This is a genomic window from Pseudomonas parasichuanensis (genome assembly GCF_021601385.1).
GTDB classification, from domain to species: Bacteria; Pseudomonadota; Gammaproteobacteria; order Pseudomonadales; family Pseudomonadaceae; genus Aquipseudomonas; species Aquipseudomonas parasichuanensis.
Map to the genome: position 1 here is coordinate 1 of NZ_BQHO01000049.1, position 13367 is coordinate 13367.

At 63.8% G+C, this 13367-nt stretch carries 5 protein-coding genes and 1 pseudogene; 4 read left to right on the forward strand and 2 right to left on the reverse strand.

Going from position 1 to position 13367, the window contains the following annotated elements:
* Nucleotides 1-35: 35 nt before the first annotated feature.
* A pseudogene (locus L6D77_RS25340) lies at nucleotides 36-8429 on the forward strand (immunoglobulin-like domain-containing protein); the annotation flags it as partial.
* Nucleotides 8430-8590: 161 nt separating this feature from the next.
* The gene (locus L6D77_RS25345) at nucleotides 8591-8932 is read left to right on the forward strand and encodes a tryptophan synthase subunit beta (RefSeq protein ID WP_232883492.1); all 342 of its coding nucleotides are present in this window, start codon (nucleotides 8591-8593) and stop codon (nucleotides 8930-8932) included.
* Between the two features lie 59 nt (nucleotides 8933-8991).
* Here the strand turns inward: L6D77_RS25345 and lapD are convergent, their stop codons facing one another.
* Nucleotides 8992-10938 carry a cyclic di-GMP receptor LapD gene (gene lapD, locus L6D77_RS25350; protein WP_236170194.1) on the reverse strand — a complete coding sequence of 649 codons (1947 nt, stop codon included), beginning with the start codon at nucleotides 10936-10938 and terminating at the stop codon, nucleotides 8992-8994.
* A 10-nt stretch (nucleotides 10939-10948) separates the two neighbouring features.
* Nucleotides 10949-11650: a cysteine protease LapG gene (gene lapG / locus L6D77_RS25355; RefSeq protein ID WP_232883393.1), complete on the reverse strand. Its 702-nt coding sequence runs from the start codon at nucleotides 11648-11650 to the stop codon at nucleotides 10949-10951.
* Nucleotides 11651-11919: 269 nt separating this feature from the next.
* Here lapG and L6D77_RS25360 point away from each other — a divergent pair, with 269 nt between their 5' ends.
* Both L6D77_RS25360 and L6D77_RS25365 read left to right on the forward strand, forming a co-directional pair.
* The gene (locus L6D77_RS25360) at nucleotides 11920-12612 is read left to right on the forward strand and encodes a GntR family transcriptional regulator (protein WP_232883394.1); all 693 of its coding nucleotides are present in this window, start codon (nucleotides 11920-11922) and stop codon (nucleotides 12610-12612) included.
* A gap of 33 nt (nucleotides 12613-12645) precedes the next feature.
* Nucleotides 12646-13218, forward strand: a complete 573-nt coding sequence (locus tag L6D77_RS25365; protein WP_232883395.1) for a hypothetical protein — start codon at nucleotides 12646-12648, stop codon at nucleotides 13216-13218.
* The last annotated feature ends 149 nt before the right edge of the window (nucleotides 13219-13367 follow it).

Sequence of the window (13367 nt, forward strand, 5' to 3'; positions counted from 1 at the left end):
GCGATGACGTCTTCAAAGATGCCGATAGCCTGACCGTGGGTGTCAGCGACGCAACCGTCGCTGGCAAGACCTTCGAGAATCTGGAACTGGGTGGCAACGCCACCGTACAGATCACCGACACCACCAGCGAAGTCGTCGCGACCCTGTCGGCGGACAAAACTACCGTCAGCGAAGGCGGCCAGGTCACCTACACCGTGACCCTGACCAACGCCCAAGGCCTGTCGGTCACTGGCCACAACGGCCTGACTTTCACCCTGACCGACGGCACCAAAGTCACCGTTCCAGCCGGCAGCGCCAGCGGCACCTTCACCATCACAGCTCCAGACGATGTCTACGTCGGTGGCCAGGCATCGATCATCAACAAGCTGGTCAATGTTACGGGGGCCGAGAACTTCGAGAAGCTGACCATGGGTCAGGCCGAAGTGCGGACCAATGTCACCGACGAACCGGGCACCGGTACGCCAGGCGCAGGCAACGAAGGCGACAAGGTGTCCGTGACCATCGTTAGCAATGGCAATGTCACCGAAGACCAGCAGCCGTCGTTCACCGTCAAAGTCAGCCAGAAGCTGGACCAGGACCTCACCGTCACCCTGTCCAACGGCGCCAAGGTGACCATCGTCGCCGGCCAGACCGAAGCGATCTACAAGGCTGCGGCGCAAGGCGACGACGTGTTCAAGGACCCGGGCTCCCTGACCGTGGGCATCACCGATGCAGCGGTGACCGGCAAGACCTTCGAAAACCTCGAATTGGGCGGCGCTGCCACCGTGCAGATCACCGACACTGCCAGCGAAGTCGTGGCGACCCTGACCGCCGACAAGACTACTGTCACTGAAGGCGGCCAAGTCACCTACACCGTCACCCTGACCAACGCCCAGGGCTTGTCGGTCACCGGCCACAACGGCCTGACCTTCACCCTGACCGACGGCACCAAGGTCACGGTGCCGGCGGGTAGCGCCACTGGCACCTTCACCATCACCGCCAAGGATGATGTGTACACCGGTGGCCAGCCGAACATCGTCAACAAGATCGAATCGGTCGTCGGTGGCGACAACTTCGAGAAACTGACGCTGGGCAGCAACACCGTCACCACCTCGGTCACCGACGAACCAGGCAGCGGCGGCAGCACCGGCACTGGCAACCAGGGCGACAAGGTATCCGTGACCATCGTCAGCAACGGCAATGTCACCGAAGACCAGCAGCCATCGTTCACCGTCAAAGTCAGCCAGAAGCTCGATCAAGATCTGACCGTTACCCTCAGCAATGGCGCCAAGGTGACTATCGTTGCCGGCCAAACTGAAGCGATCTACAAGACCGCGGCGCAAGGCGACGACGTGTTCAAGGACCCGGGCTCCCTGACCGTGGGCATCACCGATGCAGCGGTGACCGGCAAGACCTTCGAAAACCTCGAACTGGGCGGCGCTGCCACCGTGCAGATCACCGACACTGCCAGCGAAGTCGTCGCGACCCTGTCGGCGGACAAAACTACCGTCAGCGAAGGCGGCCAGGTCACCTACACCGTGACCCTGACCAACGCCCAGGGCCTGTCGGTCACTGGCCATAACGGCCTGACCTTCACCCTGACCGACGGCACCAAAGTCACGGTGCCGGCCGGCAGCGCCAGCGGCACCTTCACCATCACCGCCAAGGATGATGTGTACACCGGTGGCCAGCCGAACATCGTCAACAAGATCGAATCGGTCGCCGGTGGCGACAACTTCGAGAAACTGACGCTGGGCAGCAACACCGTCACCACCTCAGTCACCGACGAACCAGGCAGCGGCGGCAGCACCGGCACTGGCAACCAGGGCGACAAGGTATCCGTGACCATCGTCAGCAATGGCAACGTCACCGAAGACCAGCAGCCATCGTTCACCGTCAAGGTCAGCCAGAAACTGGACCAGGACCTGACCGTTACCCTCAGCAATGGCGCCAAGGTGACTATCGTCGCCGGCCAGACCGAAGCCATTTACAAGGCTGCGGCGCAAGGCGAGGACGTGTTCAAGGACGCCGGTTCCCTGACCGTGGGCATCAGCAACGCCACCGTCGTGGGCAAGACCTTCGAAAACCTCGAACTGGGCGGCGCTGCCACCGTGCAGATCAGCGACACCACCAGCGAGGTCGTGGCGACCCTGACCGCCGACAAGACCACCGTCACTGAAGGCGGCCAAGTCACCTACACCGTCACCCTGACCAACGCACAGGGCCTGTCGGTCACTGGCCACAATGGCCTGACCTTCACTCTGACCGACGGCACCAAGGTCTCCGTGCCAGCCGGCAGCGCGACCGGCACCTTCACCATCACCGCCAAGGATGATGTGTACACCGGTGGCCAGCCGAACATCGTCAACAAGATCGAATCGGTCGCTGGTGGCGACAACTTCGAGAAGCTGACCCTGGGCAGCAACACCGTGACCACCAGTGTCACCGACGAGCCAGGCAGCGGCGGCAGCACCGGTACCGGCAACCAGGGCGACAAGGTTTCCGTGACCATCGTCAGCAATGGCAACGTCACCGAAGACCAGCAGCCAAGCTTCACCGTCAAGGTCAGCCAGAAGCTCGACCAGGACCTGACTGTCACCCTGTCCAACGGCGCCAAGGTGACCATCGTCGCCGGCCAGACCGAAGCGATCTACAAGACCGCGGCGCAAGGCGACGACGTGTTCAAGGACGGCAGCTCGGTGACCGTGGGCATCAGCAATGCCACGGTGGTGGGCAAGACCTTCGAGAACCTCGAACTGGGTGGCAGCGCCACCGTGCAGATCAGCGACACGATCAGCGAGGTCGTGGCGACCCTGACCGCCGACAAGACCACCGTCAGCGAAGGCGGCCAGATCACCTACACCGTGACCCTGACCAACGCCCAGGGCCTGTCGGTCACCGGCCACAGCGGCCTGACCTTCACCCTCAGCGATGGCACCAAGATCACCGTCCCTGCTGGCAGCGCCAGCGGTACCGCCAGCATCGTCGCGCCGGACGACGTGTTCGTCGGCGGCCAGGCGACCATCGCCAACAAGCTGACCGGCGTCACCGGCGCGGACAACTTCGAAAAACTGACCCTGGGTCAGGGCGAAGTGCTGACCAGCGTCACCGACGAACCAGGCAGCGGTGGCGGTACCGGTACTGGCAACCAGGGCGACAAGGTTTCCGTGACCATCGTCAGCAATGGCAACGTCACCGAAGACCAGCAGCCAAGCTTCACCGTCAAGGTCAGCCAGAAACTGGACCAGGACCTCACCGTCACCCTGTCCAACGGCGCCAAGGTGACCATTGTCGCCGGCCAGACCGAAGCCATTTACAAGGCTGCGGCGCAGGGCGACGACGTGTTCAAGGACCCGGGCTCCCTGACCGTGGGCATCAGCGACGCGACCGTCGCCGGCAAAACCTTCGAGAACCTGGAACTGGGTGGCGCTGCCACCGTGCAGATCACCGACACCACCAGTGAAGTCGTGGCGACCCTGAGCGCCGACAAGACTACTGTCAGCGAAGGTGGCCAGGTCACCTACACCGTCACCCTCACCAACGCCCAGGGTCTGTCGGTCACCGGCCACAACGGCCTGACCTTCACCCTTAGCGACGGTACCAAGGTGACTGTCCCAGCCGGCAGCGCCTCTGGCACCTTCACCATCACCGCCAAGGATGATGTGTACACCGGTGGCCAGCCGAACATCGTCAACAAGATCGAATCGGTCGCCGGTGGCGACAACTTCGAGAAACTGACGCTGGGCAGCAACACCGTCACCACCTCGGTCACCGACGAACCAGGCAGCGGTGGCAGCACCGGTACCGGCAACCAGGGCGACAAGGTTTCCGTGACCATCGTCAGCAATGGCAACGTCACCGAAGACCAGCAGCCGTCGTTCACCGTCAAGGTCAGCCAGAAGCTGGATCAGGACCTGACTGTCACCCTGTCCAATGGCGCCAAGGTGACCATCGTCGCCGGCCAGACCGAAGCGATCTACAAGACCGCGGCGCAAGGCGACGACGTGTTCAAGGACGGCAGCTCGGTGACGGTGGGCATCAGCAACGCCACCGTCGTGGGCAAGACCTTCGAAAACCTCGAGCTGGGTGGCAGCGCCACCGTGCAGATCAGCGACACCATCAGCGAAGTCGTGGCGACCCTGACCGCCGACAAGACTACTGTCACTGAAGGCGGCCAAGTCACCTACACCGTCACCCTGACCAACGCCCAGGGCTTGTCGGTCACCGGCCACAACGGCCTGACCTTCACCCTTAGCGACGGTACCAAGGTGACTGTCCCAGCCGGCAGCGCCAGCGGCACCTTCACCATCACCGCCAAGGATGATGTGTACACCGGTGGCCAGCCGAACATCGTCAACAAGATCGAATCGGTCGCCGGTGGCGACAACTTCGAGAAACTGACGCTGGGCAGCAACACCGTGACCACCTCGGTCACCGACGAGCCAGGCAGCGGTGGCAGCACCGGTACCGGCAACCAGGGCGACAAGGTTTCCGTGACCATCGTCAGCAATGGCAACGTCACCGAAGACCAGCAGCCGTCGTTCACCGTCAAGGTCAGCCAGAAGCTGGATCAGGACCTGACTGTCACCCTGTCCAACGGCGCCAAGGTGACCATCGTCGCCGGCCAGACCGAAGCGATCTACAAGACCGCGGCGCAAGGCGACGATGTGTTCAAGGATGGCGGTTCGGTGACCGTGGGCATCAGCAACGCCACGGTGGTGGGCAAGACCTTCGAGAACCTGGAGCTGGGCGGTTCTGCCACCGTGCAGATCAGCGACACCATCAACGAAGTGGTCGCGACCCTGACCGCTGACAAGACCACGGTCACTGAAGGCGGCCAAGTCACCTACACCGTCACCCTGACCAACGCCCAAGGCCTGTCGGTCACCGGCCACAACGGCCTGACCTTCACCCTGACCGATGGCACCAAGGTCAGTATCCCGGCGGGCAGCGCCAATGGCACCTTCACCATCACCGCCAAGGATGATCCTTACACCGGTGGCCAGCCGAACATCGTCAACAAGATCGAATCGGTCGCCGGTGGCGACAACTTCGAGAAGCTGACCCTGGGCAGCAACACCGTCACCACCAGCGTCACCGACGAGCCAAGTGGCCAGGGCGACCTGACCACCGTCGGCATCAGCGGCGACACGTCAGTGACCGAAGGCGACACCGCCCACTACACCCTGACCCTGAGCAACCCGTCGAAGTCCGAGGTGACCATCACCCTGACCTACAGCGGCACCGCCGCCAACGGCCAGGACTTCACCGGTGTGGCCACCGTGAAGATCCCGGCCAACAGCAGCGGCACCACCTTCGATATCAAGACTATCGACGACCAACTGGTCGAGGGCTCGGAGAACTTCACGGTCAAGATCAGCGGCGCCACGGGCGGCGGCTTCGAGAACCTGCAGGTCGATGCCGGCAAGTCCAGCGTCACCACCACCATCCTCGACAACGACAATGCGCCGGTGTCGACCGGTGGCGCCGTGACCGGCAACGAAGACAGCGACTACCTGTTCCAGTGGAGCGACTTCAATGTCACCGATGCCGATGGCAACACCGGCCTGTCGGTGACCATCAGCAAGCTGCCAGACCTGGGCAGCCTGAAGTTCTTCAACGGCACCTCGTGGGTCGATGTTTCGCTGAACCAGACCATCAGCCAGGCCGACATCGCCGCCGGCAAGCTCAAGTTCGTGCCGCTGGCCAACCAGTCGGGCATCGACGGCTATGGCGGCACCGGCGTGGGCAACAAGCAGGCCGACTACGCACAGATCAAGTTCAAGCCCAACGACGGCACCAACCTGGGCACTGAAGCGACGATGAAGGTCGACATCAGGCCGGTCGCCGACAAGCCGGACCTGTCGATTGGCAGCAACAACGTCAACTCGATCGGCCTGCTCAAGGAAACCTGGAGCAGCCTCACCGGCCTGGGCACCAACGGCAACGGCATCACCGGCGATGCGCTGAAGAACGTGTTCGCCAACTCCGGCAAGGCCGGCAAGAGCGAGCAGGTCACCACGGTCGACACCAATGCCACGGTCACTGCCGGCACCGGCTCGAAAACCTCCGGCCTGATCTACCTGGAAGCCGGCAAGACCTACGCCTTCAGCGGCACCGCGGACGACAGCCTGCAGATCGTGGTCGGCGGCAAGAACGTCGCCGGCGCCACCTGGGGCTCGGGCAGCGGCGCCATTTCCGGCAGCTTCACCCCGACCACCAGCGGCTACTACACCCTGGAGATCTACAACGCCAACCAGGCCGGCCCCGGCAGCCTGGACGTCAACATCAAGGTGGGCAATGGTGCGGTCACCGACCTCAACAGCGCCAACATCCCGATGTACCCGAGCGTGAAAGACCTGGCCAACGCCGGCGTGACGGTCTCCGACCTGCACGGCAGCAACGGCCAGGGCTACTACGACGGCTACAAGCTCAACGAAGGCGGCGAGAACGGCGCACCGGTCAAGCTGGTGGGCATCAGCACCAACCTGACCGACACCGATGGCTCCGAGACCCTGAGCGTCAAGCTCAGCGGTATCCCGACAGGCTCGGTGATCGCCGATAACGCCGGCCACACCTTCACCGTCGGCAGCAGCGCGGTGGATGTCACCGGTTGGAACCTCGGCAGCCTGACCATCAAGCCGCCGGCCTACTACGCAGGCTCGTTCGACGTGAAGGTCAGCTCGACCTCCACCGAGAGCGTTGGCGGCAGCACCGCGACCAACGATGCCACCATCAAGGTCACGGTCTACCCGCAGGTCTACAGCACCAGCAACCTGTCCTCGGACAGCGACAACATCACCGGCACCGATGGCAACGACGTGGTCGTGGCCGACGTCAACGGGCTGCATGTGGTCCCTGGCCAGAACTACAACATCGCCTTCGTCGTCGACACTTCGGGCAGCATGGGCTCGTCGGGCGTGGACGCGGCGAAGAAGTCGCTGGAGTCGGTGTTCAAGACCCTGGCCGCCAGCGTCAAGGGCGCGCAGTCGGGTGTCGTGAACATCCTGCTGGTGGACTTCGCCAGCCAGGTCAAGAGCACCGTGTCGGTCACCCTGAACGATGCCGGCCTGCAGAAGCTGCTGGCGGCGCTGAACGGCCTCAGTTCCAACGGGGGTACCAACTACGAAGATGCCTTCAAAACCACCGCCAACTGGTTCCAGGGCCTCAAGGATGCCGGCAGCACAGGCAGCAACCAGACCTTCTTCGTCACCGATGGCAAGCCGACTTACTACCAGGCCAACGAACAGGGCAACCCAACCCTGGGCACCACGGGCACCAGCTTCGACAGCTACCTGGCCTCGATCAACTACAAAGCCGGCGTCACGGTCAGCAAGTACCTGGACAACAGCAACTACCTGACCATCGACAGCAGCGGCGCGATGACCGTGCAGACGTACAAACGGGACGGTTGGACCACAACGCTGTCCGGTGACATCCGCGCCGACGGCGTCGGTGGCTACGAGCTGTCTTCGCGCGCGGGCAGTGGCAGCAGCACCAGCGATGCCACCTGGAACAACTCGACCGACAGCTTCAAGCTGCTGTCGGGGCTCTCTGCCGTCGAAGCCATTGGCCTGAACAGCGACGTCAAGGTCAACGACCTGAAACCGTTCGACTCCGATGGCGTGCCGCAGACCAACATCGACCCGAGCAAGCTGGCCGAGGCCATCCTCGGTCACACCGAAGCCACCCTGCCGGGCAACGACACGGTCAACGGCGGTGATGGCAACGACATCATCTTCGGCGACCTGGTCAGCTTCGACGGCGTTGCCGGCACCGGTGTCGAGGCCATCCAGGCCTTCGTCGCCACCAAGCTGGGCGTGGATGCGGGCGATGTGGATGCGCGGGCGATGCACAAGTACATCACCGAGCACTACACCGAGTTCGATGTCTCGCGCACCAACGACGGCGCCGACACCCTGCTGGGTGGCGATGGCAATGACATCATCTTCGGCCAGGGTGGCAACGACTACCTCGATGGCGGCAAGGGCAACGACATCCTGCTTGGCGGTTCCGGCAACGACACGCTGCTGGGTGGCGAAGGCAACGACCTGCTGTTCGGCGGTGCCGGCAACGACACCCTGATCGGCGGCAAGGGCGATGACATCATGACCGGTGGTACCGGTGCCGACACCTTCGTGTGGAAGGCCGGTGACCTGGGCAACGATGTGATCAAGGACTTCAACGTCAAGGAAGGCGACCGCCTCGACCTCAGCGACCTGCTGCAGGGCGAAAAGGCCAGCACCATCGACAACTTCCTGAAGATCACCACGGTGGGGGGTGAGTCCACCCTGCAGGTCAGCACCGAAGGCAAGCTTAACGCCGCCGGTGGCCTGGCCAATGCCGATGTGACCATCAAGCTCGAAGGCGTCAACTGGTCCAACACCACGATCAACTCGTTGATCAGCGGTGGCGACCCGACCATCAAGATCGACAACTCCAACAGCTGACCCTCAGCACGCGCGGTGGCCGATAACGGCCACCGCGCGTGCTGCAGGCTTTTCCAGCCAGTGCTTACCGCGCATACTCGTGCGCCGGCCTTACACGCCCGGCGAACTTTGCCTATGCTGCTGACTACCAAAAAGGACTCATCGTGACGAGGGACGAAGCCATGTTCTACGTGCAACGCGACGCCGACGGCCAGTTGCTGCGGGTAGAAGCAGCACCCTATGCCGAATACACGGACATCCTTCCGGCCGACAACGCCGAGATTCAGGAGTGGTTCGCCGACAACGTAGTCGAGAACAGCCTCAAGCAGCTCAAGCAGAGCGACCTGGACATGATCCGGGTGCTGGAGGACCTGATCGAGGTACTGACCGCCAAGGGCGTGTTCAGCATCACTGACCTGCCGCCTGGCGCGCAGTCCAAGCTGCTCAACCGCTCCTCCGCGCGCAAGGCACTGGGCAGCCTGAACAACCTGATCGAGGAAGACGAGGACGGCGGGCTCATCTGAGCCCGCTGCCGTGTTGATGCTGCTGTGGGAACGGGCCTACCCGCCCCCGCAAGGTCCGCTCAACGCCAGGGCGCCGGCTCGCCTACCAGTTGCCCCTGAATGCCCTGTACCCCCATCTCCCGCAGCACCTTCAGCTCGCCTTCGGTTTCCACCCGCTCGGCGATCAATGGCAGGTCGATGCTGTGTGCCGCGCGCTGGATCGCTTCGATGAACAGGCGCTTGTGCCGCTCGTGGTCGATGTTGCGGATGTAGCCACCGTCGATCTTCAGGTAGGCCAGCCCCAGGTGGGCCAGGTTGCCGATCATGCTGAACCGCCCACCGAAGCGCTGCAGCGCCAGGCCATAGCCCAGCCCGCGCAGGCGCCGGGTCAGTTGCTCCAGCACCGACTGCTCAGGCAGTTGTTCCTCGCCGATCTCGAATGTCAGCCGCGGCCCCAGTGCACTGTTCTGCCCCAGCAGCTCATACACCCGCTGCAGCGCCTTGGGATCGGCCAGGGTAGCCGCCGACAGGTTGAGCGCCAGCGACTCGCCATGCCCGTGCAGGTGTTTGAGCACCTTCTCCAACACCAGCAGGTCGAGCCGCGCCATCCAGCCGAAACGCTCCAGCCAGGGCAAGAAGCGCCCCGCCGCCAGCGCCTCGCCGTGCTCGTCGTGCAAACGCGAAATGACCTTGTAGTGCAGCACCCGCTCTGGCGCCCGGGCATCCACCACAGGCTGGAAGAACAACTGGAACTGCCCTTTGGCCAGCGCCTGATCCAAACGCTTGTGCCAGGCGTGGTGGCTGTCGGCCGCCTGCCCTGCTGCGCCCTGCTCAAGGCACACCCAACCCGGCGCCGGCTGGCTCTCGGCCCGGGCCAAGGCCTCATCGGCCAGCTTGAGCAGCGCCTGCGGCGCATCGCCCGGGCTATAGGGGGCAAGGCCGATGCAGGCCACCGGGTCGACATCACTGGCACCGGTTTCGTGCAGGCTCTGCAACGTGGCCTCCAGGGCCTGGGCCAGCTGGATTGCTTCGTCGTGGACCATGCCTGGGGCCAGCACGGCGAACTCGCCACCACGGCTGCGGGTGATCAGGTCCTTGGTTTCCGGGAAGTTCACGCAGGTACGGCGCAACTGCTCGCCTACCGCCTGCAGCAACTGGTCGGTGCGCTGGCCTCCCAGGCGGGCATTGAGTCCAACCAGGTCCTGCACCCGCAGCAGCAGCAGGTAGCCGGCACGCCCTTCTTCCACGTTGCTGATCCGGGCATTGAGCTGCATCTCGAAATAGCGCCGGTTGGCCAGCCCCGTAAGGCTGTCCTGGTAAGACTCGGCGCGCAGCCTTTCGCTGCGCTCGGCCTGCTCGGAGAACAACGCCTTGAGCTTCTCGACCATCTGGTTCATCGCCTGCACCACCCGGCGCAGCTCGGGCGTGCGCGGCAGCTCCGGCAGGCTGAGGAACTCGCGGCGGGCGATGGCGTGGGACTGCGCGACCATGTAGTCCAGCGGGCGCAACTGGCGACGCAGCAGCAGCGCCCCGAGCACCGCGCTCACCGCACCGCACAGCAGCAGCCAGCCCAGGCTGCCCAGCGCGCTCTGCCAGAGCTTGGCCAGGGCGAACATCGGATGGCTGATCACCTCGACCCGTGCGGCCTGCTGCCAGCCTCGGCTGACGATGGCATCGCCGCCGGCCGGCGCCAGGCCAATCAGGTGGATGAACCAGCCCGGCACCCCGCCGCTGTCAGGCTCGGCATGGCGCTCCACCAACACGGCGTTGGAGTCCAGGTCGATGACCTTGATGCTGGAGTAGTAGCCACTGTCGAAGATCGAGCTGACCATCAGCTCGACCATCGCCGGGTCGTCGATGTTCGGCGTCAGCGACAGCGCCAGCGCCGTGGCCGCATCCTGGGCATGGGAGCGCAGCTGGTTGACGTACTGGCTGCGCGAACTCTCCAGGCTGACCATGAAGCTGCCGCTGAAGGCGATCACCAGGAACAGGCAAATGGCCAGCAGCAATTGTTTGAACAATGACATCTGTGCTCCTTCAGTAAACCGGTTCGGCCGGGAATCCTTCGGCCTGCATTTTCTTCAGCAAGTCCTGCCAACGCGACAGCCGCTTGGTGTCGCCGACCTTCTTGTTGCCGGCGGCGCCGGTCAGCCACAGGCCTTCGCCGTTGAAGGCATACACCGGCAGCAGGTCGGTGCGCTGGCTGGCCGGCTTGATCGCGTCCATCAGGCTGTCGAGCACCAGCGGCTGGGCCTGTGGGCTTGAATAATAGGTCAGGACCATGTGCGCGCGGTTCTGGCGCAAGGCCTTGACGTAGGTGATGCGCAGTTTTTCGGCGGGGATGCCCATGCGTCGCAGGCTGAAATACTTGGCGATGGCGTAGTCCTCGCAATCGCCCGCGCCCTTGATCAACGACTGGACCGGCGTGGCCCAGTAGTCGACCTCGTGCCACAGGTCGATGTCCTCGACGTAACGCAACTGCTTGTTGAAGAACAGGTTGACCACCTTCAGCTGGTCCAGCTCGCTGCCCTGCTTTTGCGTCGCCAACAGGTTCTGCCAGGCATCGATGCGCCCCTGGCCCGCGCCCAGCGGGCCATAGAGCGCCTGGGCCCGACGGCTGATCTGAGAGAAATCCCAGTCTGCCTGCGTGCCGCCCAACAACAGGCAGCCCAGCAGCAAGGCTAGCCCGAGGCGGCGCGCGGTCGCATGGATGGTCCAAGGTATCGCCACTGCGAACACCCGTTCAGATCAATCGAAAGCCGCGATGGTGCGGGCAGAAGAGACAAAAGACAATGGCACCGTGCGATCATGCTGCCAACGGTCGGCAAACCCTCTTGTTACAAGGGGCGGTGCACTTGACCGGCTTCCCAAGGCTGGCGTCTTGCTTCACGATAGCTACGTTTCGTACCCGTGCTTCGTCGCGGCCCCGATCAATCCGTTTGACAAGCGCACCCCTCGCTCACTAGGGTTATTGGATCCAATCTTCATGTTGCCGAGGCAAACCCCGCGTGGCTGAGAAACCCAAACTCCTGAGCACCGTACTGGGCAGCGAGCAAGTCCCCGCGCACCTGGCCCGCAGCGTGATCGAAGAACGCCTGCGCAGCGCCATCCTCGATGGCCGCCTGCCCCCCGGCACCGCCTTGCGCCAACAGGAGCTGGCCTCGTTGTTCGGCGTCAGCCGCATGCCGGTCCGCGAAGCCTTGCGCCAGCTCGAGGCGCAGTCGCTGCTGCAAGTGGTGATGCACAAGGGCGCGGTGGTCGCACCGCTGATCGGCGAAGACGCCGTGGACACCTACGCCTTGCGCGTCATCCTCGAGACCGAGGCCCTGCGCCAGTCGATCCCGTTGCTCGACGCCGACGACATTGCCCTGGCCCGGGGTTACATCCAGCAACTGGAAAACGAAACCCGCCATGCCGAGATCGGTCGCCTCAACCGGCTGTTCCACATGTCGCTGTACAGCAAGGCGGGTAACCAGAAGCTGCTGCGCCTGATTGAAATCGAGCTCAACGAGGAAGAACGCTTCCTGCGCTTCCACCTGTCCTCCATGGGGCTGGGCAAGCTCACCCAGGACGATCACATCGCCCTGACCGATGCCGCCAGCGACAAGTTGGTGGACGAAGCCGTCAGGCTGCTGGAAGCACACCTGAACAATGCCTCCCGGACCATCAGGAAATACCTCGACAGCCAAACTGCCGGCTGATCCCGCGGCAGGTGCCCGGCAAGAGGAACGCCCGTGCACGAGCACACTCCACAGGCAAGGCCTCCCGCGCAACTGCCCGGCATTCGGCTGATCTGCCTGGCCAGCAATCGCCAGCAGCTTATCCAGTACCGCAGCTGGTCCCGAGCCTTGCGCGACCCCATAGAACTGGTCGCCGTCGACATCAGCGCCACTGAGCACGCCGATGGCCTCGACGCCCCACAGCCCCACACTTTGCTCGCCCGCACCCTGGCCAGCCGACTGCAACCCTTCCTGGCTCACCCCCACGCTGTTTTTGCCCAGGATGAAGCCGCACACCTGGCGCTGGCCTTGATCTACCTGGCCCAGCGCAGCAACCCAGGGCAATCCCGTCGCTTGTTTGTTTCCAGCTGTGTCAGCCCTGTAGCCACCGACGGTGGCCAAGCCGAGCACCTCCAGGTGCCGGTGACCGCGTTCTATCCCCCCGGCACGCTGGCCGCCATGCTTGGCTGGCAGCGCCTTGCCCGCCAGGAGCTCGAGCTTGTCGAGCTGCCGGCCCACAGTCGGCCAGGCGACCAACGCCTGGTCAGGCTCCTCGATGCCCACCTTGGGCTTCTCTGTTTCGCCTGACCCACCTGCTTTTCACGCCCGTGATCACGGCACCTGCACTGCCCGGTCCATCGCAGACCATGGCGGAGCCATCCATTTGGGCACACTCTACACACTGCAACGGCCGTTGATCTTCAAGCGGACCTGGCCGCCTGCACCCACTTCCACCC